Origin of the sequence: Streptomyces sp. SID12501 (genome assembly GCF_010550245.1) — a bacterium.
Taxonomy (GTDB): Bacteria; Actinomycetota; Actinomycetes; order Streptomycetales; family Streptomycetaceae; genus Streptomyces.
Genome location: NZ_JAAGLU010000035.1, coordinates 1 through 21,786 on the forward strand (window position 1 = coordinate 1; position 21,786 = coordinate 21,786).

18 protein-coding genes are annotated in these 21,786 nt (G+C 70.0%); 15 read left to right on the forward strand and 3 right to left on the reverse strand.

Going from position 1 to position 21,786, the window contains the following annotated elements; translation table 11 throughout:
- On the forward strand, positions 1–2,375 hold a 2,375-nt coding region (locus G3I71_RS34080; protein WP_164320806.1), incomplete at its 5' end, for an AAA family ATPase.
- Positions 2,376–2,615: 240 nt separating this feature from the next.
- The gene (locus G3I71_RS34085) at positions 2,616–4,034 is read left to right on the forward strand and encodes a sugar porter family MFS transporter (protein WP_164320808.1); all 1,419 of its coding nucleotides are present in this window, start codon (positions 2,616–2,618) and stop codon (positions 4,032–4,034) included.
- Positions 4,035–4,155: 121 nt separating this feature from the next.
- Here the strand turns inward: G3I71_RS34085 and G3I71_RS34090 are convergent, their stop codons facing one another.
- Positions 4,156–5,127: an LLM class flavin-dependent oxidoreductase gene (locus G3I71_RS34090; RefSeq protein ID WP_164320810.1), complete on the reverse strand. Its 972-nt coding sequence runs from the start codon at positions 5,125–5,127 to the stop codon at positions 4,156–4,158.
- Positions 5,128–5,261: 134 nt separating this feature from the next.
- On the opposite strand from G3I71_RS34090, the gene ftsY reads away from it, so the two are divergent.
- Positions 5,262–6,461: a signal recognition particle-docking protein FtsY gene (ftsY, locus tag G3I71_RS34095; RefSeq protein ID WP_164320812.1), complete on the forward strand. Its 1,200-nt coding sequence runs from the start codon at positions 5,262–5,264 to the stop codon at positions 6,459–6,461.
- A 128-nt stretch (positions 6,462–6,589) separates the two neighbouring features.
- On the opposite strand, the gene G3I71_RS34100 is transcribed toward ftsY, so the two are convergent.
- Positions 6,590–7,252, reverse strand: coding sequence for a bifunctional DNA primase/polymerase (locus G3I71_RS34100; protein WP_164320814.1), 663 nt, complete (start codon positions 7,250–7,252; stop codon positions 6,590–6,592).
- 458 nt (positions 7,253–7,710) lie between these two features.
- On the opposite strand from G3I71_RS34100, the gene G3I71_RS34105 reads away from it, so the two are divergent.
- From G3I71_RS34105 to ffh, 5 genes are all read left to right on the forward strand, one after another.
- A complete protein-coding gene (locus G3I71_RS34105; protein ID WP_164320816.1) occupies positions 7,711–9,195 on the forward strand; it encodes a hypothetical protein in 1,485 nt (494 codons plus the stop codon).
- Between the two features lie 309 nt (positions 9,196–9,504).
- On the forward strand, positions 9,505–10,845 hold the full coding sequence (locus G3I71_RS34110) for an ammonium transporter (protein WP_164320818.1): 1,341 nt from the start codon (positions 9,505–9,507) through the stop codon (positions 10,843–10,845).
- Positions 10,842–11,180, forward strand: coding sequence for a P-II family nitrogen regulator (locus G3I71_RS34115; protein ID WP_053739772.1), 339 nt, complete (start codon positions 10,842–10,844; stop codon positions 11,178–11,180). The genes G3I71_RS34110 and G3I71_RS34115 overlap by 4 nt, the downstream gene beginning before the upstream one ends.
- Before the next feature lie 28 nt (positions 11,181–11,208).
- Positions 11,209–13,680, forward strand: a complete 2,472-nt coding sequence (locus G3I71_RS34120; protein ID WP_164320820.1) for a [protein-PII] uridylyltransferase — start codon at positions 11,209–11,211, stop codon at positions 13,678–13,680.
- Between the two features lie 120 nt (positions 13,681–13,800).
- Complete coding sequence (gene ffh / locus G3I71_RS34125) at positions 13,801–15,360, forward strand: signal recognition particle protein (RefSeq protein WP_164320822.1); 1,560 nt, start codon at positions 13,801–13,803, stop codon at positions 15,358–15,360.
- A 117-nt stretch (positions 15,361–15,477) separates the two neighbouring features.
- Here the strand turns inward: ffh and G3I71_RS34130 are convergent, their stop codons facing one another.
- The gene (locus G3I71_RS34130) at positions 15,478–16,326 is read right to left on the reverse strand and encodes a class I SAM-dependent methyltransferase (RefSeq protein ID WP_164320824.1); all 849 of its coding nucleotides are present in this window, start codon (positions 16,324–16,326) and stop codon (positions 15,478–15,480) included.
- 200 nt (positions 16,327–16,526) lie between these two features.
- On the opposite strand from G3I71_RS34130, the gene proS reads away from it, so the two are divergent.
- From proS to rplS, 7 genes are all read left to right on the forward strand, one after another.
- Positions 16,527–17,942, forward strand: coding sequence for a proline--tRNA ligase (proS, locus tag G3I71_RS34135; RefSeq protein ID WP_164320825.1), 1,416 nt, complete (start codon positions 16,527–16,529; stop codon positions 17,940–17,942).
- 251 nt (positions 17,943–18,193) lie between these two features.
- Complete coding sequence (locus G3I71_RS34140) at positions 18,194–18,796, forward strand: hypothetical protein (RefSeq protein WP_164320827.1); 603 nt, start codon at positions 18,194–18,196, stop codon at positions 18,794–18,796.
- 309 nt (positions 18,797–19,105) lie between these two features.
- Entirely contained in the window at positions 19,106–19,534 is a 429-nt protein-coding gene (gene rpsP, locus G3I71_RS34145; RefSeq protein ID WP_164320829.1) for a 30S ribosomal protein S16, read from the forward strand.
- Positions 19,535–19,536: 2 nt separating this feature from the next.
- Entirely contained in the window at positions 19,537–19,776 is a 240-nt protein-coding gene (locus G3I71_RS34150; protein ID WP_055524122.1) for an RNA-binding protein, read from the forward strand.
- A gap of 106 nt (positions 19,777–19,882) precedes the next feature.
- Positions 19,883–20,446 (forward strand): ribosome maturation factor RimM, encoded by a 564-nt coding sequence (rimM, locus tag G3I71_RS34155; protein WP_164320831.1) that lies wholly within the window; start codon positions 19,883–19,885, stop codon positions 20,444–20,446.
- Positions 20,446–21,267, forward strand: a complete 822-nt coding sequence (gene trmD / locus G3I71_RS34160) for a tRNA (guanosine(37)-N1)-methyltransferase TrmD (RefSeq protein ID WP_164320833.1) — start codon at positions 20,446–20,448, stop codon at positions 21,265–21,267. The genes rimM and trmD overlap by 1 nt, the downstream gene beginning before the upstream one ends.
- Positions 21,268–21,400: 133 nt before the next feature.
- Positions 21,401–21,751 carry a 50S ribosomal protein L19 gene (gene rplS / locus G3I71_RS34165; RefSeq protein ID WP_164320835.1) on the forward strand — a complete coding sequence of 117 codons (351 nt, stop codon included), beginning with the start codon at positions 21,401–21,403 and terminating at the stop codon, positions 21,749–21,751.
- The last annotated feature ends 35 nt before the right edge of the window (positions 21,752–21,786 follow it).

Sequence of the window (21,786 nt, forward strand, 5' to 3'; positions counted from 1 at the left end):
ACCGCCTCACCGGCCTGCTCGGGCCGGCGGCGGAACTGCTGACGGTCACCCCGGGTCACGAGGTCGCCGTGGCCGCCGCCTTCGGCGCGGCGGCGGACGCGATCGCGGTGACGACCCCGGCCGCCGCGGCAGCAGCGATCCGACTGCTGCGCAAGCAGGACGCGGGGCGCGCTTCACTGTTGCTGGCGGGGGCGCCGGAGGACGCGCAGACACCGGCAGCGCCGGGGGGCGGGCCGCAGCCGGATGGCCCGGTGGGGGAGTGGGACGAGGACGTGCGTGGCTCGGTGGGTTCCGGCTCGGGGGAGCAGGGCGGTCCCGCGAGCGACGGCCGGGCGGGCGCTTCCGGTGCGGGGCAGTGGCCGTCAGCGCCCGCGCACCCCGGTGCTGTGGGCGTGCCCGGTGCCGATGCGCTGGAGGAAGCGGGCCCGGGGCCCGGCGGTCCGGGCGGGGGAGCGGCTCGGGGCGACGGATCCGGCCCGGCAGAGGGTTCCGCCTCCGGCGGTGCCGGTGCTGTCGACGGGCAGGGCTCCGCGCCCGGCGATCGTCCGGGAGCCCGGGGTCGCGGGCCGAGCGGGCCGTCCCCTGTCGCCGACCTGGTCCGGGGACCCGCCGAACTCATGCCCGCCGTACGTCGGTTGCTGCGCGGGATCGTGCTCGTCGGGACGCTCGAAGACGCCGAGGAACTGGTGTATTCGCGGCCGGAGTTGACCGCCGTGACCGCCGAAGGGGATCTGCTGGGCGCTCACTTCGCGCACGGTGGGTCCGCCGGGGCGCCGAGCCTGCTGGAGGTGCAGGCCTCCGTCGACGAGGCCGCCGCCGAGCTGGAGGAACTGGCCGTGCGGTGCGAGGAGTTGGCCGGGGCCCAGCGGTTCGCCGGGGAGCGGCGCAAGGAGAGTGCGGCGTTCGTCGAGGAGCTGGGGGAGCGGCGCCGGGCCGCCGACCGGGAGAAGTCGGCCGTCGCCCAGCAGCTCGGGCGGCTCGCCGGGCAGGCCAGGGGTGCCGCCGGAGAGGCCGAGAGGTCCACCGCGGCTGCGGCGCGTGCGCAGGAAGCGCTCGACAGGGCCGTACAGGATGCCGAGGAGCTCGCCGAGCGGCTGGCCGTCGCCGAGGAGATGCCCGTCGAGGAGGAGCCCGACACAGGAGTACGGGATCGGCTCGCCGCCGACGGCGCCAACGCGCGGCAGACCGAGATGGAGGCCCGGCTCCAGGTCCGTACCCACGAGGAGCGGGTCAAGGGGCTGGCCGGACGGGCCGACTCGCTCGACCGGGCCGCGCGTGCCGAACGGGAGGCACGCGCGCGTGCCGAGGAGCGGCGGGCGCGGCTCAGACACGAGGCGGCCGTCGCCGAAGCCGTCGCCTCCGGGGCGCGGCAGCTGCTCGCGCACGTCGAGGTCTCCCTGTCCCGGGCCGACGAGGAACGCACCGCGGCCGACGCTGCCAAGGCCCGGCGCGAGCAGGAGCTGACCGCCGCTCGGGCAGCAGGCCGTGATCTCAAGGCCGAACTCGACAAGTTGACGGATTCAATGCACCGCGGTGAGGTACTCGGCGCCGAGAAGCGGCTGCGGATCGAGCAGCTGGAGACCAAGGCGCTGGAGGAACTCGGTGTGGAACCAGAGGGGTTGGTGTCCGAGTACGGCCCGCACCAGCTGGTGCCGGCCTCGCCCCCCGCCGACGGCGAGGAACTGCCCGAGGACCCGGAGCACCCGCGCAACCAGCCGAAGCAGTTCCACCGAGCCGAGCAGGAGAAGCGGCTCAGGGCGACCGAGCGGGCCTACCAGCAGCTCGGCAAGGTCAATCCGCTGGCCCTGGAGGAGTTCGCGGCACTGGAGGAACGCCACAAGTTCCTCAGCGAGCAACTCGAGGACCTGAAGAAGACGCGGATCGATCTGCTTCAGGTGGTGAAGGAGGTCGACGAGCGCGTCGAGCAGGTCTTCACCGAGGCGTTCCGGGACACGGCGGTGCAGTTCGAGGGTGTCTTTAGCCGACTGTTCCCCGGTGGCGAGGGACGGCTGATCCTGACCGACCCCGACAACATGCTCACCACAGGTGTGGATGTGGAGGCCCGGCCGCCGGGCAAGAAGGTCAAGCGACTGTCGCTACTCTCCGGTGGCGAGCGCTCGCTCACCGCCGTAGCGTTGCTGGTGTCGATCTTCAAGGCCAGGCCGAGTCCCTTCTACGTGATGGACGAAGTGGAGGCGGCCCTCGACGACACCAACCTGCAGCGGCTGATCCGCCTCATGCAGGAGCTCCAGGAAGCCTCGCAGCTCATCGTGATCACGCACCAGAAGCGGACGATGGAGGTCGCCGACGCGCTGTACGGCGTCTCCATGCAGGGTGACGGCGTGTCGAAGGTGATTTCACAGCGGCTCCGTTAGTCCCCCTCTGGTCCCCCCTCGGCTCCGCCGACCGTCCTCCAGCCTTCCCTCCTTCCCCCTTTTCCTTGTTCAATACTTGAACGCAAGTTGGCCGTTCATGCCTTCTGTCTCACATCAATCACGCTCTTGACTTGGAAACTTGAAGGCATAGTCTCGGCAATGTCGTTTTTACCTTCAGGTACCACCTACCTGGGAGGGTCCCCCACCCGGCGGCGTTGCCGGTGGCCCGAGGAGTTGTACGTGACCAGCGCTGAGCAGACACTCAAGTCAGGAGCCGGAGCGGCTCATCCCGAGCATCTCGGGCATGTCATCTTCATCGCGGCGGCGGCCGCGATGGGTGGTTTCCTCTTCGGTTACGACAGTGCCGTGATCAACGGCGCCGTCGAGGCGATCCGGACCCGCTACGACGTCGGCTCAGCCGCTCTGGCGCAGGTCATCGCCATCGCGCTGATCGGCTGCGCCATCGGTGCGGCCACCGCGGGGCGCATGGCCGACCGTATCGGCCGTATCCGCTGCATGCAGATCTCCGCCGTGCTCTTCACGATCAGCGCCGTCGGCTCCGCGCTGCCCTTCGCGCTGTACGACCTCGCCTTCTGGCGGATCATCGGTGGCTTCGCCATCGGTATGGCCTCCGTCATCGGGCCCGCCTACATCGCCGAGGTCGCTCCGGCCGCTTACCGGGGACGGCTCGGTTCGTTCCAGCAGGCCGCGATCGTCATCGGCATCGCCATCTCGCAGCTGGTCAACTGGGGCATCCTGAACGCGGCGGGCGGCGACCAGCGCGGCAAGCTGCTGGGCGTCGAGGCCTGGCAGGTCATGCTCGGTGTGATGGTCGTACCGGCGATGCTGTACGGGCTGCTGTCCTTCGCGATCCCCGAGTCACCGCGCTTCCTGATCTCCGTCGGCCGGGACGAGCGCGCCCGTGAGGTGCTGCGCGAGGTCGAGGGCGACGGGATCGACATGGACGCCCGGGTCGCCGAGATCGAGGGCGCCATGAAGAGCGAGCACAAGTCGACCTTCCGGGACCTGCTCGGCGGCACCTTCTTCTTCAAGCCGATCGTCTGGATCGGTATCGGCCTCTCGGTCTTCCAGCAGTTCGTCGGCATCAACGTCGCGTTCTACTACTCCTCGACGCTGTGGCAGTCGGTCGGCGTCGACCCGACGGAGTCGTTCCTCTACTCGTTCACCACGTCGATCATCAACATCATCGGCACCGTGATCGCCATGATCTTCGTCGACCGGATCGGCCGCCGGCCGCTGGCGCTCATCGGCTCCGTCGGCATGGTCGTCGGGCTCGCCCTGGAGGCCTGGGCCTTCTCCTACGACCTCGTCGACGGCAAGCTGCCCGCCACCCAGGGCTGGGTCGCCCTGGTCGCCGCCCATGTGTTCGTCCTCTTCTTCGCGCTCTCCTGGGGTGTCGTCGTCTGGGTCTTCCTCGGGGAGATGTTCCCGAACAGGATCCGCGCCGCCGCCCTGGGCGTGGCCGCCGCCGCCCAGTGGATCGCCAACTGGGCCATCACCGCGAGCTTCCCGTCGCTGGCCGACTGGAACCTCTCCGCGACCTATGTGATCTACACGATCTTCGCCGCGCTCTCGATCCCGTTCGTGCTCAGGTTCGTCAAGGAGACGAAGGGCAAGACGCTGGAGGAGATGGGCTAGCCCCATCACCTTCCCCACGACTCGGGGAGGAGGGCCAGGTCCCCGCCGCCCTTCTCCCCGTATCCACCGCCGCTTCCGGCTCGGCCACTGCCCGAGCCGGGAGCGGCTTTCGGCAGGTGCGTCAGGCCGCCAGTGCCGGCACCACGCGCTCCCCGAACAGCCGCAGACTCCGCCAGCCCTCCTCCACGGGCATCCCGCCCGACAGTGGATGCAGCACGTGGTTGTCCAGCCCCTGCGCGACGCACTCCTCGGGCGTCAGCATCCGGTAGACACCCTCGGTACGCAGTTCCTCGACCGTCGTGGCCGCCGACTTCACGGCGGACCGGATGTCGCCGGACTGCCAGGAGGCGTACGTCCGTGCCTCGTGCAGGAAGTGGTGGCCGTACTCGGCCCACGCCCGGTCCGGGTCCTCGGTGATGTGCAGCAGCGGGGTCTCGGCGGCCGGCATCATCGTCCAGCCCTCCGTGCCGTACTCGACGAGCCGTTCCTTGTAGTAGGCCTCCAGCTCGGGCAGGTGCGCGCTGGGAAAGAGGGGGAGCCCCAGGCGGGCCGCCCGTCTGGCCGCCGCCTTCGACGAGCCGCCGACGAGGAGGAGGGGATGCGGGTCGGTGCACGGGCGCGGAGTGACCCGTACCGTACGGCCCTGGTACGTGAACTCCTCCCCGGTCCAGGCCTTCAGGAGCGTCTCCAGCAACTCGTCCTGGAGCTTGCCTCGCCGCTTCCAGTCGGCGCCGAAATGGGCGTACTCCTCGGGCCGGTATCCGATCCCGGCGACCGTGACCAACCGTCCGCCGCTCAGCAGGTCGAGTACGGCGATGTCCTCGGCGAGCCTCAAAGGGTCGTGCAACGGGCCGATCACCGCCGACACGGTCACCGCGATCCGCCGCGTCGCCCCGAACACGGCTCCCGCGAAGGTGAAAGGCGAGGGCAGCCAGTTGTTGGCGACGCCGTGGTGCTCCTCGGTCTGGACGGTGGTGATTCCGTGGGTGTCGGCGTACGTGGCCATCTCGATCGCGGCCTGGTAGCGGGCGCGGAGATCGGCGGGGGTGGCATCGGGGGCGACCAGATTGAAACGTACGACGGTGACGGGCATGGGGGTCCCTTCCGGCGGGTGTGCCGGGGGAGATTAGCTGACGGAGTGTCAGATCGCTAGAGGCGCGGAGAGGGGGCCGGGCGGCCTACCGGGACCGGACAGGCCGGAGGGAGGTCACGCATACTGGTGCGGCTATGGAAACCATCATCCTTGCTGTAGTCATCGCCGTGGTCGTGCTCGGTGTGCTCGGTGGGCTCGTCGTCGGCAGCCGCAGGAAGAAGCCGCTGCCCCCGGCGCCCCCGACGGCACCCGACCTCACCGCCCCTCCGGCCGAGCCGCACATCGGCGACGAGGCCGAGACGCCGCGCGACGAACCGCGCCGCACGATAGAGGAAGTGGATCTCCCGAAGGGTGCGGACGGCTCGTCCGTCGCCGTCGAGGAACCTCCCGTCCCCGTCATCGAGGTGCCGGAGCCCACCGCCGGGCGGCTGGTCCGGCTGCGTGCCCGGCTCTCCCGGTCGCAGAACGCGCTCGGCAAGGGGCTGCTCACGCTCCTCGCGCGCGAGCATCTCGACGACGACACCTGGGAGGAGGTCGAGGACACCCTCCTCACCGCCGACGTGGGCGTCCGGCCCACCCAGGAACTGGTCGAACGGCTGCGCGAGCGCGTGAAGGTGCTCGGTACCCGTACGCCCGCCGACCTGCGCGCGCTGCTGCGCGAGGAACTGCTCCAGATCCTCGAACCCGGGTTCGATAGGACCGTGAAGACCGACTCGAACCTCGACACCCCGGGCATCGTGATGGTCGTCGGCGTCAACGGCACCGGCAAGACCACCACCACGGGCAAGCTCGCGCGTGTGCTCGTCGCCGACGGGAAAAACGTTGTTCTCGGCGCCGCCGACACCTTCCGGGCCGCCGCGGCCGACCAGCTCCAGACCTGGGGTGACCGCGTCGGGGCCCGTACCGTGCGCGGTCCCGAGGGCGGTGACCCCGCGTCGGTCGCCTTCGACGCCGTCAAGGAGGGCATCGAGGCCGGTGCCGATGTCGTACTGATCGACACCGCCGGGCGGTTGCACACCAAGACCGGGCTCATGGACGAGCTCGGCAAGGTCAAGCGCGTCGTCGAGAAGCACGCCCCGCTGGACGAGGTGCTGCTCGTGCTGGACGCCACGACCGGGCAGAACGGGCTCGTCCAGGCCCGCGTCTTCGCCGAGGTCGTCGAGGTCACCGGCATCGTGCTCACCAAGCTCGACGGCACCGCCAAGGGCGGCATCGTCATCGCCGTACAGCGCGAGCTGGGTGTGCCGGTGAAGCTGATCGGGCTCGGCGAAGGGGCCGACGATCTGGCGCCGTTCGAGCCGGAGGCGTTCGTTGACGCTCTTATCGGAGAGTGATCACCGTCTTGATCACCGCCTCCGGAAATCCGTAGGCCCGACAAGGGGCCCACGGAGAGGCGCCCGCCCCCAAGGTGCAGTTGGGGACGGGCGCCTTGCTGTGTGGCCCCGCGCCGTGAACCCGGGCGCTACGCCCGCGACCGGTGCGCCACGTACGCCAGCGTCCCCAGCAGCAGCCTGGCCGCCGGAGGCCTGGTCGCCGTGTCCAGGGCGGGTGGGCGCAGCCAGGTGACCGGGCCGAGGCCGCCCCGGTCGGAGGGGGGCGCCGTGAGATACGTACCGGCGCCCAGGCCGTGCAGGTCGAGCGTCGCGTCGTCCCAGCCCGTGCGGTAGAGGAGTTCGGGGAGTTCGGCGGCGGCGCCGGGGGCGACGAAGAACTGGGCGCGGCCCTCGGGGGTGGCGGTGACCGGGCCGAGGGGGAGGCCCATCCGTTCCAGCCGGACCAGGGCGCGGCGGCCGGCCGGTTCGGCGACCTCGATCACGTCGAACGCGCGGCCCACGGGGAGCATGACCGCGGCGCCGGGGAACTGGCCCCAGGTGTCCGTGACTTCGTCGAGCGTGGCGCCGGCCGCGACCCGGGGCGCGAAGCCCAGCGGGTGGGCGCCCGGCGTGGGGCAGCCGGTCAGGCCGCAGGAGCAGGCACCGCCCGCCGCGCGGGCACCGGCGACCACGTCCCAGCCCCAGAGGCCGGTGTACTCGGCCACGGCGGTGCACTCGGACGACCGGCCGCGGCGGCGCGTGCCTGGCCGGATCTCGCGGATACCCCGGCTGCTGCCGATCGTGAAGCCCATGCCCCCTCCAACGGGTCCGACGCACCGGTGGTTACGAGCTGCGACCAGAACGTAACCCTGCGTTTCCGACTGCCCGTCACTCCCGCCCGCCCTCACCCGCTCCGGTCGGCGCCCGGAAGTGCCTCGGGTAGTGCGCTCGGCGGTGTGCGCCCTCGAGTGCATCGCTCCGCTCACTCCCGGCCGTCCACTGTCAAGTGAATCCTGTGTAGTCGCCCGTGAGTTCATTCGAAGGGGTGGCGAATGGTGGCGTTTCCTGGATCCCCATGGCCGGAGCCGTGATCGTAGGATTACTTTGAGTGCACGAGGCCTGGGGGCACATGCGCTTGTGGGTATGCCGGAGGCAAGTCGGCTTCCCGTTCGAAGGGTGAGAACTGTCGGACACGGAGCCTATTTACCGGCATTCTGATAGGGCTTGGCGCACTCGGCGACAAGTGGTCTCAGGGAATGGGGGCGTTCCAGTGGGCGGCAACGGCGGAAGCGCGATGACCTCGGCTAGCGCTGACAAGCGCCCGAACGAGCTGCTCGGCTCGTGGTTCGTGCGCAGCGGCTGGTCCAAGGGCGAGCTGGCGCGCCAAGTAAACCGCCGGGCACGTCAGTTGGGTGCCAACCACATCTCGACGGACACCTCGCGGGTCCGGCGCTGGCTCGACGGCGAGAACCCGCGCGAGCCGATCCCGCGCATCCTGTCCGAGCTGTTCTCCGAGCGGTTCGGGTGTGTCGTCTCCGTCGAGGACCTGGGGCTGCGTGCCGCCCGCCAGTCGCCGTCCGCATCCGGTGTCGACCTGCCGTGGACGGCCCCGCAGACCGTGGCCCTGCTCAGTGAGTTCTCCCGCAGCGACCTGATGCTGGCGCGGCGCGGCTTCCTCGGGACCGCGCTGTCCCTCGCGGCCGGCCCCACCCTCATCGAGCCCATGCAGCGCTGGCTCGTCCCGGTGCCCCCCGCCCCGCCGGAGGAGCCGGAGCACCCGTCCGCCGCGCGCCGGGCCGGCCGCCTCTCCAAGCCCGAGCTGGAGCTGCTGGAGTCCACCACCGCGATGTTCCGGCAGTGGGACGCGCAGTGCGGCGGCGGCCTGCGCCGCAAGGCGGTGGTCGGACAACTGCACGAGGTGACGGACCTCCTCCAGGAGCCCCAGCCCGAGTCCACCAGCCGCAAGCTGTTCAAGGTCGCCGCCGAGCTGGCCGAACTCGCCGGCTGGATGTCGTACGACGTGGGACTCCAGCCGACCGCCCAGAAGTACTTCGTCCTGGCCCTGCACGCGGCCAAGGAGGCCGGGGACAAGCCCCTGGGCTCGTACGTCCTGTCGTCCATGAGCCGCCAGATGATCCACCTCGGGCGGCCCGACGACGCTCTCGAACTGATCCATCTCGCGCAGTACGGCAGCCGCGACTGCGCGAGCCCCCGCACCCAGGCCATGCTGTATGCGATGGAGGCGCGCGCATACGCCAATATGGGACAGCCCGGAAAGTGCAAGCGGGCCGTGCGGATGGCCGAGGACACGTTCGCGGACGTACACGATTGGGACGAGCCCGATCCCGACTGGATCCGCTTCTTCTCCCAGGCCGAGCTGTACGGCGAGAACTCCCACTCGTTCCGTGACCTGGCCTACGTCGCGGGCCGCAGCCCCACCTACGCCTCCCTGGCCGAGCCCCTGATGCGGAATGCCGTCGACCTGTTCGCGAAGGACACCGATCACCAGCGGTCGTACGCACTGAATCTGATCGGCATGGCCACGGTCCACCTCCTCCAGCGGGAGCCCGAGCGGGCCACGGTGCCGGCCATGGAAGCCATGGAAATCGCCAAGAAGGTGCGCTCGGAGCGCGTCAACACTCGTATCCGAAAAACGGTCGACACGGCTGTACGCGATTTCGGGGATCTCGCCGAGGTCGTGGACCTGACCGACCAGCTCGCGATCGATCTGCCAGAGACCGCCGAGGCGGTCTGAACCCCCGGAACCCCGGCCGCGGCAGGCCTTCCCGACAGCCCGACTCGGCTCCCCCGCCAGGTCATCGGAAGGTCAGCCGCGGTCGGTCCACCGCCACGGACGAAGGTTGCGCCACGATAACGATCGGCGCGTCCAACATCCGGCAGTTCATCGATCCGTAACACACAAGGCACCTTCGTCACTGCGGCGAAACATCGAGGGGCGTCGACCGAAACGGCGCTGCGTCAATGTCTGGCGCATAACCGGCCCACCCCTCAATCCGCTCAGGCTTCGCCCGCATGGGGCCGTACCAATGACGAGGAGACGCCGATGGCATCAGCCGCCATCACGCTGGCCGCAGAGGCTCCCAAGCTTTCTGCCGCGAACACCGGGTTCATGCTGATCTGTTCGGCCCTGGTGTTGCTCATGACCCCCGGACTCGCCTTCTTCTACGGAGGCATGGTCCGCGTCAAGAGCACCCTGAACATGTTGATGATGAGCTTTATCAGCATCGGCATCGTCACCCTCCTGTGGGTGCTGTACGGCTTCTCCCTCGCGTTCGGCACCGACAAGGGCGGCCTCATCGGCTGGACCTCGGGTTGGGTCGGTCTCAGTGACATCGGCACGACCGATCTGTGGGACGGCTACAACATCCCGATCCTGACCTTCATGGTCTTCCAGATGATGTTCGCGGTCATCACCCCCGCCCTGATCAGCGGTGCCCTCGCGGACCGCGTCAAGTTCTCGGCATGGGCGCTGTTCGTCGCCCTGTGGGCCACCGTCGTGTACTTCCCCGTCGCCCACTGGGTATGGGGCGCGGGCGGCTGGGCCTTCGAGCTCGGTGTCATCGACTTCGCCGGTGGTACGGCGGTCCACATCAACGCGGGTGCCGCGGCGCTCGGCGTGATCCTGGTCATCGGCAAGCGCGTCGGATTCAAGAAGGACCCGATGCGCCCGCACAGCCTCCCGCTGGTCATGCTCGGTGCCGGTCTCCTGTGGTTCGGCTGGTTCGGCTTCAACGCCGGCTCGTGGCTGGGCAACGACGACGGCGTCGGCACGCTGATGTTCGTCAACACGCAGGTCGCCACCGCCGCCGCCATGCTCGCCTGGCTGGTCTACGAGAAGATCCGCCACGGAGCGTTCACCACGCTGGGCGCCGCCTCCGGCGCGGTCGCCGGTCTGGTCGCCATCACCCCCTCGGGCGGTGCGGTCTCCCCGATCGGCGCCATCGCGGTCGGCGCCATCGCCGGTCTGCTGTGCGCCATGGCTGTCGGCCTCAAGTACAAGTTCGGTTACGACGACTCGCTCGACGTCGTCGGTGTCCACCTCGTCGGCGGTGTCGTCGGCTCCCTGCTCATCGGCCTCTTCGCCAGCGGCAAGGGCCAGTCGGAGGTCGAGGGCCTCTTCTACGGCGGCGGCCTCGACCAGTTCTGGAAGCAGTGCGCCGGCGTCTTCGCCGTCCTCGGCTACTCCCTGGTCGCCTCCGCGGTCCTCGCCTTCCTCATCGACAAGACGATCGGTATGCGCGTCTCCGAGGACGACGAGATCGCCGGCATCGACCAGGCCGAGCACGCCGAGACCGCATACGACTTCAGTGGCGCCGGCGGCGGCGCGGCCCGTACGTCCGTCACCGCGGCCGTCGGTGGCGAGAGCAAGAAGGTGGACGCATGAAGCTCATCACCGCCGTTGTGAAGCCCCACCGGCTCGACGAGATCAAGGAGGCCCTCCAGGCCTTCGGGGTCCACGGTCTGACGGTCACCGAGGCGAGCGGCTACGGTCGTCAGCGGGGCCACACCGAGGTCTACCGCGGTGCCGAGTACACGGTCGACCTGGTTCCCAAGATCCGTATCGAGGTCCTCGCCGAGGACGACGACGCCGAGGGTCTCATCGACGTCATCGTCAAGGCGGCCCGGACCGGCAAGATCGGTGACGGCAAGGTCTGGTCCGTCCCGGTCGAGACCGCCGTCCGGGTCCGGACCGGCGAGCGCGGTCCGGACGCGCTCTGAGGCAGTAAAGACGAACAGGAGTCGCTGGGTGACGAGTACGGACGTGCGTAAGGATGCAGAGGACTCGGGACCCAGCGGCTATGCGGCGGCCCGGCTGCGCCTCCTCACCGAGGGGGCGCGGTCCGGGCCGCCGCGCCGTGCGGCCCTGGCAGAACTGACCGACGAGTGGCTGACCGGCCTGTTCACTGCGGCGACCGAAGGACCGCAAGGACTGCGCGGAGTCTCCCTGGTCGCCGTCGGCGGCTACGGCAGAGGTGAACTCTCCCCACGCAGCGACCTGGACCTGCTCCTCCTGCACGACGGCAGCGACTCCGCCGGTGTCGCGGCCCTCGCCGACCGCCTCTGGTACCCCGTCTGGGACCTGGGCCTCGCCCTGGACCACTCCGTCCGGACACAGTCCGAGGCCCGGAAGGTGTCGGGCGAGGACCTCAAGGTGCAGCTGGGCCTGCTGGACGCCCGCCACCTGGCCGGTGACCTCGGCCTCACCGCCGGCCTGCGCACCGCCGTTCTCGCCGACTGGCGCAACCAGGCCCCCAAGCGCCTCCCCGAACTCCAGGAACTCTGCGCCGAACGCGCCGAGCGCCAGGGCGAGCTGCAGTACCTCCTCGAACCCGACCTCAAGGAGGCCCGCGGCGGCCTGCGCGACGCCACCGCCCTGCGCGCGGTCGCGGCCTCCTGGCTGGCCGACGCCCCCCGCGAGGGCCTCACGGATGCGCGCCGCCGCCTGCTGGACGTCCGCGACGCCCTCCACCTCACCACCGGCCGCGCCACCGACCGCCTCGCCCTCCAGGAACAGGACCAGGTCGCCGGCGAACTCGGCCTCCTCGACGCCGACACCCTCCTGCGACAGGTCTACGAGGCGGCACGCGTCGTGTCGTACGCGAGTGACGTGACCTGGCGCGAGGTGGGGCGCGTGCTCCGATCGCGCGCCGTACGCCCGCGCCTGCGCGCCATGCTGGGCGGCGGTAAACCGGCGCCGGAACGTTCCCCCTTGGCCGAGGGCGTCGTGGAGCAGGACGGCGAGGTGGGCCTTGCCCGTGCCGCGCGCCCCGACCGCGACCCCGTACTCCTGCTGCGCGCCGCCGCGGCAGCCGCCCAGGCGGGCCTTCCGCTGTCCCTGCACGCGGTCCGCCGCATGGCGGCGGCGGCACGGCCGCTGCCGACCCCGTGGCCGGCCGAGGCGAGAGAGCAACTGGTGACGTTGCTGGGCTCGGGCCGCCCGACCATCGAGGTCTGGGAAGCCCTGGAGGCCGAGGGCCTGATCACCCACTTCCTCCCCGACTGGGAGCGGGTCCGCTGCCGCCCGCAGCGCAACGCCGTCCACATCTGGACGGTCGACCGCCACCTGATCGAAACCGCCGTCCGGGCCTCGGAGTTCACCCGCCGGGTCAGCCGCCCCGACCTCCTCCTCGTCTCCGCGCTGCTCCACGACATCGGCAAGGGCTGGCCCGGCGACCACTCCGTCGCGGGCGAGATCATCGCCAAGGACGTAGCCGCCCGCATCGGCTTCGACCGCGCGGACGTGGCGGTACTGGCCACTCTCGTACGTCACCATCTGCTGCTCGTCGACACCGCCACCCGGCGTGACCTGGAGGACCCGGCCACCGTGCGCTCGGTCGCCGAGGCGGTCGGCACCCAGAGCACGCTGGAACTCCTCCACGCGCTCACCGAGTCCGACGCGCAGGCGACGGGCCCGGCCGCCTGGTCGACCTGGCGCGGTTCGCTCGTCGCCGACCTGGTGAAACGGGTCGCCGCCGTCCTCGCCGGGGACGCCCCCGAGGAGCCCGAGGCCGTCGCGCCCACCGCCGAACAGGAACGGCTCGCCATCGAGGCGTTCCGCACGGGCGGCCCGGTGCTGTCGCTGCGCGCCCAGACGGAGTCCCCGGCGGAGGCGTCGGTGGAGGAGGAGCCCTCCGGGGATCCCGAGCCGCTGGGCGTCGAGCTGCTGATCGCCGTACCCGACCAGCCGGGCGTCCTGCCCGCCGTGGCCGGTGTCCTCGCCATGCACCGTCTGACGGTCCGCACGGCGGAACTGCGCTCACTGGACCTCCCCGACGGCGTCGAGGGCGCGGTCCTGCTCCTCGACTGGCGCGTCGCCGCCGAGTACGGCTCCCTGCCCCAGGCGGCCCGCCTGCGCGCCGACCTCGTACGGGCGCTCGACGGCTCCCTGGACATCGCGGGCCGCCTGGCCGAGCGCGACGCGGCGTACCCGCGCCGACGGGGTGTCGTGGCGCCGCCGGCCCGGGTGACCGTCCATCCGGCCGCGTCCCGGCTGGCCACGGTGATCGAGGTGCGCGCGCAGGACGCCCCGGGGCTGCTGCACCGGATCGGGCGGGCCCTGGAGGACGCGGGGGTGCGGGTGCGGAGCATGCACGTCAGCACACTGGGGTCCAACGCGGTGGACGCCTTCTACGTGACCAGCCGCAAGGGCGCGCCGCTGCCGGTGGACGAGGCGTCGACGGTGGCACGGAAGCTGGAGGAGATGATGCGGGCGTCCTGACCGCCCGCGCGAGATCGCGTCCCCGTCTGCCGAATTCGCAGGCGGGGACGAATTGCTTGCGAGGCCGGATACCCTGGAGGGCAACCCACTGCCCCCGACCCCTGAGGACCGACGAGCGCCGTGTTCGATACTCTCTCCGATCGCCTCTCAGCGACTTTCAAGAACCTGCGCGGCAAGGGGCGGCTTTCCGAAGCCGATATCGACGCCACGGCCCGCGAGATCCGTATCGCGCTCCTCGAAGCCGACGTGGCCCTGCCGGTCGTGCGGACGTTCATCAAGAACGTCAAGGAGCGCGCCCTCGGGTCCGACGTCTCCAAGGCCCTGAACCCCGCCCAGCAGGTCCTCAAGATCGTCAACGACGAGCTCGTCACGATCCTGGGCGGCGAGACCCGGCGCCTGCGCTTCGCCAAGCAGCCGCCGACCGTCATCATGCTGGCCGGTCTCCAGGGTGCCGGTAAGACCACCCTCGCGGGCAAGCTGGGCAAGTGGCTCAAGGACCAGGGGCACTCGCCCCTCCTCGTCGCCGCCGACCTCCAGCGCCCCAACGCCGTCAACCAGCTCAGCGTCGTCGCCGAGCGCGCCGGGGTCGCGGTCTACGCGCCCGAGCCGGGCAACGGGGTCGGTGACCCGGTCAAGGTCGCCAGGGACTCCATGGAGTTCGCGAAGACCAAGGTCCACGACATCGTGATCGTGGACACCGCAGGCCGCCTAGGCATCGACGCCGAGTTGATGCAGCAGGCCGCGGACATCCGCGACGCGGTCTCGCCCGACGAGATCCTCTTCGTCGTCGACGCGATGATCGGCCAGGACGCCGTCAACACGGCCGAGGCCTTCCGGGACGGCGTCGGCTTCGACGGTGTCGTCCTGTCGAAGCTCGACGGTGACGCGCGTGGTGGTGCCGCGCTCTCCATCGCGTCGGTGACCGGCAAGCCGATCATGTTCGCGTCGAACGGCGAGAAGCTCGACGACTTCGACGCGTTCCACCCTGACCGGATGGCCTCCCGCATCCTCGACATGGGTGACCTGCTCACCCTGATCGAGCAGGCGGAGAAGACGTTCAGCCAGGAAGAAGCCGAGGCGATGGCCTCGAAGCTGGCGTCCAAGAAGGGCCAGGACTTCACCCTGGACGACTTCCTGGCCCAGATGGAGCAGGTCAGGAAGATGGGCAGCATCTCCAAGCTGCTCGGCTTGCTGCCCGGCATGGGTCAGATCAAGGACCAGATCAACAACCTCGACGAACGCGATGTGGACCGTACGGCGGCCATCATCAAGTCGATGACCCCGGCCGAGCGCCAGGACGCGACGATCATCAACGGCTCGCGCCGCGCCCGTATCGCCAAGGGCTCCGGTGTCGAGGTCAGCGCCGTGAAGGGCCTGGTCGAGCGGTTCTTCGAGGCTCGCAAGATGATGTCCCGCATGGCCCAGGGCGGCGGCATGCCGGGGATGCCCGGGATGCCGGGCATGGGTGGCGGCCCCGGCCGCTCCAAGAAGCAGCCCAAGCAGGCCAAGGGCAAGCAGCGCTCCGGCAACCCGATGAAGCGCAGGCAGCAGGAGCAGGAGGACGCCGCCCGCAAGGCCGCCGGCGCCCAGGGTGCTCCGGGCGGCGCGTTCGGTCTGCCGGGCCAGCAGGGCGCGCAGGACTTCGAGCTGCCGGACGAGTTCAAGAAGTTCATGGGCTGAGAAGCCGATCGGCCGGGAAGTCGATCAGCCGACTCCAGACGTCGGTACGGCGTGCAGGGCGCCTCTCCCCGGAGGGGCGCCCTCACGCGTTCCGCGCAACGGCTGCCGCAGGTCACCTCAAGCGGTACGGGCGATGAGGTAACGGAAGACGTTCGGCATCCAGATCGTCCCGTCCCGCCGCTGATGCGGATGCAGTGCCTCCGCCAGCTCCTTGTCCACCTGCTCCTGGCCGGCCGCCGCGATCGCCGCGTCGAACACTCCCGTCGACAGCAGCCCTCGTACGGCGCTTCGCATGTTCGCGTACCCGAACGGGCATGCCACCCGCCCGGAGCCGTCCGGGCGCAGGCCCGCCCACTGGGCCACCTCCTCCAGGTCGTCGCGGAGCGCGGGGCGCCAACTGCCCGTGACGCGCGGCGGATCGGCGAGCCGGGCCGCGACCCGCAGTACCGCCGACGTGGCGCAGCGCTCCGGCGGGCCCCAGCCCACCAGCACCACCGGCGAGCCCCGACGGACCGACGGCACCGCCGCCGCGAGCGTCCGGCTGAGCCCCTCGGAGTCGCCCGCGAGACAGCCGATCGGCTCGAACGCGGTCACCAGGGTGTACGCGGGAGAGTCCGCCTCCTCAGGGAGTCTCGTCATGAGCCGGGTGTCGCCGCGCGCGCGTGTGAGCGCCGGTTCGGGCAGTAAACGCTCCCTCGCGAGGCTCAGCCGCTGCGCTGAGGATGCCTCGACGCCGGTGACGGCGGCGCCTCTTGAGGCCGCCATCAACAGAGCCAGGCCCGAGCCGCAGCCGAGGCCGAGCAGTCGGGTGCCGGTGCCCACTTCCAGCCGCTCGTAGACGGACTCGTAGAGCGGTACGAACATCCGCTCCTGGATCTCCGACCAGTCACGCGCGCGTGCGCACAGGTCCACGCGGGTCGCCGGACCCGCGTGAGGCAGGTGCTGCCGCACGAGTGTAGGTGTCATCGAAAGCGCCCCAATCCGCCGAGAGTTGCCCTTGTTTCCGATGTGGTGGCCCCCGTGCAGTGCGCGCTCGCACTTCCCCCGTATGCCAGGTAACTCCGCACCCGAGCCGCCGTCCAGGGGTTGTGGGGCCGAGGTTGTGTGCTCGCTGTGCTCACGAAAAGAATTCACATGCCGGCAACGTGAGCCCGTAGCATCCCGTCATGGCAAAGGCACCCGTACTCACGCCGCAGGCAATTGACTTCCCCCGCTGGTACCAGGATCTGGTCGCCAAGGCGGAGTTGGCCGACAACGGTCCGGTGCGGGGCACCATGGTCATCCGGCCGTACGGGTACGGGCTGTGGGAGCGGATGCAGGCAGAGATGGACGCACGGATCAAGGAGACGGGCGCGCAGAACGCCTACTTCCCCCTGCTGATCCCGGAGTCGTACTTCGCCAAGGAAGCCGAGCACGTCGAGGGGTTCGCGCCGGAGCTGGCCGTGGTCACGCACGGCGGAGGCAAGGAACTCGAAGAGCCCGCGGTGGTGCGCCCCACCTCCGAGATGATCATCAACGACTACTTCTCGAAGTGGGTGCAGAGCTACCGGGACCTGCCCCTGCTGATCAACCAGTGGGCGAACGTGGTGCGTTGGGAACTGCGCCCCAGGATCTTCCTCCGCACGTCGGAGTTCCTGTGGCAGGAGGGCCACACCGCGCACGCAACCTACGAGGACGCCCGCGACTTCGCCGCGCACATCCACCGTGACGTCTATGAGGACTTCATGGTGAACGTCCTGGCGATGGACACCGTTCCCGGCCGCAAGACGGTCAAGGAGCGCTTCGCGGGCGCGATCAACACCCTCACCCTCGAAGGGATGATGGGCGACGGCAAGGCCATCCAGATGGCCACCAGCCATGAGCTGGGCCAGAACTTCGCCAAGGCGTTCAACACCCGCTACCTGTCGAAGGAAGGCAGGCAGGAACTCGTCTGGCAGACGTCATGGGGCTCGACGACCCGCATGATCGGCGCCCTGGTGATGGCACACGGCGACGACAACGGCCTGCGGGTCCCGCCGCGTCTCGCCGCGATCCAGGCCGTGGTCCTCGCGATCAAGGGCGACGAGGCGGTTCTGGCCAAGGTCCGCGAGATCGGCGACCGGCTGAAGGCGGCGGGCGTACGCGTGCGCGTGGACGACCGCACGGACGTGCCCTTCGGCCGCCGCGCCGTCGACTGGGAGCTCAAGGGCGTACCCGTACGCATCGAGGTCGGCCCCCGTGACCTGGAGAGCGGTACGGCGATGCTCGTCCGCCGTATCCCGGGCGGCAAGGAACCGGTGGCCTTCGACGCGCTCGTACGGCTGCTGCCCACCATCCTCGAAGAGGACCAGGCGCTGCTGCTGGCCCAGTCGCGCGAGCGCCGGGAGTCCCGTACGTCGGACGTGTCGACGTTCGAGGAGGCCGTCGAGGCAGCGACCGCCGGCGGCTGGGCGCGCGTCCCCTGGGTGGTGCTCGGCGAAAAGGGCGAGGCCAGGCTCGGTGAGCACGCGGTGACCGTACGGTGTCTGGTCGCCGCGGACGGGTCGGTTCCCGACGCCGACGACGCACCCGGTAACGTCGCCATCGTCGCCCGCGCCTACTGAGGTACGGCCGAGAGCGACCGAAATGCCTCTTGCGCACCGGACGACCACAGGTGCCCCGGCGTGCGGACAGCGTCTACGCGCCGGGTCGTACGTGGGACTACGCACCGGCTTGCTATGAGCTGTGAGGCTTCTCCGCAGATCAGCGCACCCGCCCTCGTCCGGACGCATCAGCGGCAACTGACGGGTACGTGCAAATTATTTGGGATGGCCCGGAATCGGAACACAGCGGCACTCAGGCTCGTTGTCATTACGTGAGCACGACACAGACACCACCTGTACTCGCCGCAGAACTGGCGCAGGCGTGGGCCGACATTCAGCGGTACCACCCCGAGCTGCCCGATCTTGCCGCGCCCGAGTCCCTGATCGGAGAGTCGTCGTCCGCCTGCGGGCACGCGCTCTCCTTCGAGCGACTGCTTCATGAGGCAGTCCATGGCATCGCCGCCGCCCGAGGAGTCCGCGACACCTCCCGGGCCGGCCGCTACCACAACCGCAGATTCCTCGCGATCGCCGAGGAGCTGGGCCTGGACCACCCCGAGGAACCGCACCCCAGCAGCGGCTTCTCGCTGGTCACGCTCAATCCCGAGGCCAAGCGGCGCTACCGCCCCACCATGGAGCGGCTGCAGCGGGCCCTGAAGGCGCACACGGTGGCCACCACCTCCGACACGACCCGCACCTTCCGCGGTCCGGCCGCCCGCCACGGCTCCTCCGGGGGAGGGGTGCGCGTGAAGGCCGTCTGCGACTGCGGTCGCAACGTGCGCGTCGTCCCGTCGGTGCTGGCGCAGGCCCCGATCGTGTGCGGCGGCTGCGGCAAGCCGTTCCGCATCCCCGAGATCGTCGGCGCGGGCGTCGCCTGACCCTCTGCTCCGATGCGTGATCGAGCCCGGCATCTCGTGGGTGCCGGATGAACACGTGGGGGAGTGCGCGGTCCGCGGGCGGTCGCCTGTATGGGCACCCGGAGCGCCGGGTGCCCATACAGGCTTGACCAAGTGATGCCCGGGTTCGGTGCGACCCGCCGGGTATGGCAGAATGGCCAGCTGTACTCGACAGCCGCACAGGAACCCTCTCGCCTCCGGCTGACGCGTCCATCGGGCACTCGGGTACCGCAACCCCACGCGGCAATCTCGCCGTGCCCAACCACGTCAATTCCAGGAGAATCCACTCCCGTGGCAGTCAAGATCAAGCTGAAGCGTCTGGGCAAGATCCGTTCGCCTCACTACCGCATCGTCGTCGCCGACTCCCGTACCCGCCGTGATGGCCGGGCCATCGAGGAGATCGGCCTGTACCACCCGGTGCAGAACCCCTCGCGCATCGAGGTCGACACCGACCGCGCGCAGTACTGGCTGGGTGTCGGCGCGCAGCCGACCGAGCCGGTTCTCGCCATCCTCAAGCTGACCGGCGACTGGCAGAAGTTCAAGGGCCTGCCCGCCCCGGCTCCGCTGCTCGTGGCCGCTCCGAAGCCCCCGCGTCCGTTGTTCGAGGCCCTGGGCGGCGACAACGAGGGCAAGGGTGAGGCCATCACCCAGAAGAAGAAGGCCGAGAAGAAGGACGAGGCTCCGGCTGAGTCCTCTGCGGCTGCGCCGACCGAGGCCTGAGCATGCTCGAGGAGGCTCTCGAGCACCTCGTGAAGGGCATCGTCGACAACCCCGACGAAGTGCAGGTCGCCTCGCGCGAGCTGCGCCGCGGGCGCGTTCTGGAGGTCAGGGTTCACCCCGACGACCTCGGTAAGGTGATCGGCCGTAACGGCCGCACCGCACGTGCCCTGCGAACCGTCGTGGGTGCCATCGGCGGACGCGGAGTCCGTGTCGACCTCGTCGACGTGGACCAGGTTCGCTGATCACCACGTAGCACCGGCTCGGGCCGGGGAGGGCCACTTGGGCCGTCCCCGGCCCGTAGTCGTCTACGGAGTAATGCCGTAGGCACACGACAGGAGATTCCAGACAGTGCAGCTCGTAGTCGCGCGTGTGGGCCGCGCCCACGGCATCAAGGGCGAGGTAACCGTCGAGGTACGTACCGACGAGCCGGAACTCCGGCTCCCGCCCGGTGCCGTCCTGGCCACCGACCCCGCCTCGGCGGGACCGCTGACCATCGAGACCGGCCGTGTCCACAGCGGCCGGCTCCTGCTGCGCTTCGAGGGCGTACACGACCGGACCGGTGCCGAGGCCCTGCGCAACATCCTGCTGATCGCCGACATCGACCCCGAGGAACTGCCCGAGGGCGAGGACGAGTACTACGACCACCAGCTGATGGACCTGGACGTGGTCCTGGTCGACGGCACCGAGGTCGGGCGCATCACCGAGATCTCGCACCTGCCCTCCCAGGACCTGTTCGTCGTGGAGCGCCCCGACGGCAGCGAGGTGTACGTCCCGTTCGTCCAGGAGATCGTCGTGGAGATCGACCTGGAGGAGCAGCGGGCGGTCATCGATCCGCCGCCGGGTCTGATCGACGACCAGGCCGAGGCCGCCTCTTCCAGGGACGGCGAAGACTCCCCGGGAGCCGGCGTCTGATGCGTCTCGACGTCGTCACGATCTTCCCCGAGTACCTCGAACCCCTGAACGTCTCGCTCGTCGGCAAGGCACGCGCGCGTGGACAGCTGAACGTGCACGTGCACGATCTTCGGGACTGGACGTACGACCGCCACAACAAGGTCGACGACACTCCCTACGGCGGCGGCCCGGGAATGGTCATGAAGACCGACCCCTGGGGCGACGCGCTGGACGACGTACTGGCCGACGGCTACGAGACCGGCTCCCGGACACCCGCGCTCGTCGTGCCCACGCCCAGTGGCCGCCCCTTCACCCAGGCGCTCGCCGTCGAGCTGTCCGAGCGGCCGTGGCTGGTCTTCACACCCGCCCGTTACGAGGGCATCGACCGGCGTGTCATCGACGAGTACGCCACGCGGATGCCCGTGTACGAGGTGTCCATCGGCGACTACGTGCTCGCCGGCGGCGAGGCGGCCGTACTGGTGATCACGGAGGCCGTGGCGCGGCTGCTGCCCGGGGTCCTCGGCAACGCCGAGTCGCACCAGGACGACTCCTTCGCACCGGGTGCCATGGCCAACCTCCTGGAGGGGCCCGTCTACACCAAGCCGCCCCAGTGGCGCGGCCGGGGGATCCCGGACGTGCTGCTCAGCGGCCACCACGGAAAGATCGCGCGCTGGCGCCGGGACGAGGCGCTGGGTCGTACGGCGGTCAACCGGCCCGACCTGATCGAACAGACCGACGCGTCCGTCTTCGACAAGAAGGACCGCGAGACGCTCTCCATCATGGGGTGGCGGCCTTCCACCGACGGCCGATTTTGGCGCAGGCCAGAGGGCGTGGAAGAATAGGTCGCTGTTGTGCGTCGTCCGGCGTGCGCCCCTGCCACGGGGGGACACGACGCCCGCCCCGGCACGGACAGCATCCTTCCGAGATTCAAGCTCCCGTTGATGACCTGTGGCATCAGCGAAGAAAGCAGACAAAATGTCCAACCTGCTCGACTCCGTCGACTCGGCGTCGCTGCGCGACGACATCCCGGCCTTCCGCCCGGGTGACACCGTCAACGTCCACGTCCGCGTCATCGAGGGCAACCGCTCCCGTGTGCAGCAGTTCAAGGGCGTAGTCATCCGCCGCCAGGGCGCCGGTGTCCGCGAGACCTTCACGGTCCGCAAGATCTCGTTCTCCGTCGGCGTGGAGCGCACCTTCCCGGTGCACACCCCGATCGTCGAGAAGATCGAGCTGGTCATGCGTGGTGACGTGCGTCGCGCGAAGCTGTACTACCTCCGTGACCTGCGCGGCAAGGCCGCGAAGATCAAGGAGAAGCGCGACAGGTGAGCTTTCGGTGAGCCCGATATAAAGGAGGCTCACAT

What these genes read in the sequence shown, in the direction of transcription:
- G3I71_RS34090 (WP_164320810.1), bottom strand. Translation starts at nt 5,127, where the DNA reads ATGCCCGTCACCGTCGTACGTTTCAATCTGGTCGCCCCCGATGCCACC.
- ftsY (WP_164320812.1), top strand. Translation starts at nt 5,262, where the DNA reads ATGGAAACCATCATCCTTGCTGTAGTCATCGCCGTGGTCGTGCTCGGT.
- G3I71_RS34100 (WP_164320814.1), bottom strand. Translation starts at nt 7,252, where the DNA reads ATGGGCTTCACGATCGGCAGCAGCCGGGGTATCCGCGAGATCCGGCCA.
- G3I71_RS34110 (WP_164320818.1), top strand. Translation starts at nt 9,505, where the DNA reads ATGGCATCAGCCGCCATCACGCTGGCCGCAGAGGCTCCCAAGCTTTCT.
- G3I71_RS34115 (WP_053739772.1), top strand. Translation starts at nt 10,842, where the DNA reads ATGAAGCTCATCACCGCCGTTGTGAAGCCCCACCGGCTCGACGAGATC.
- G3I71_RS34130 (WP_164320824.1), bottom strand. Translation starts at nt 16,326, where the DNA reads ATGACACCTACACTCGTGCGGCAGCACCTGCCTCACGCGGGTCCGGCG.
- proS (WP_164320825.1), top strand. Translation starts at nt 16,527, where the DNA reads ATGGCAAAGGCACCCGTACTCACGCCGCAGGCAATTGACTTCCCCCGC.
- G3I71_RS34150 (WP_055524122.1), top strand. Translation starts at nt 19,537, where the DNA reads ATGCTCGAGGAGGCTCTCGAGCACCTCGTGAAGGGCATCGTCGACAAC.
- trmD (WP_164320833.1), top strand. Translation starts at nt 20,446, where the DNA reads ATGCGTCTCGACGTCGTCACGATCTTCCCCGAGTACCTCGAACCCCTG.
- rplS (WP_164320835.1), top strand. Translation starts at nt 21,401, where the DNA reads ATGTCCAACCTGCTCGACTCCGTCGACTCGGCGTCGCTGCGCGACGAC.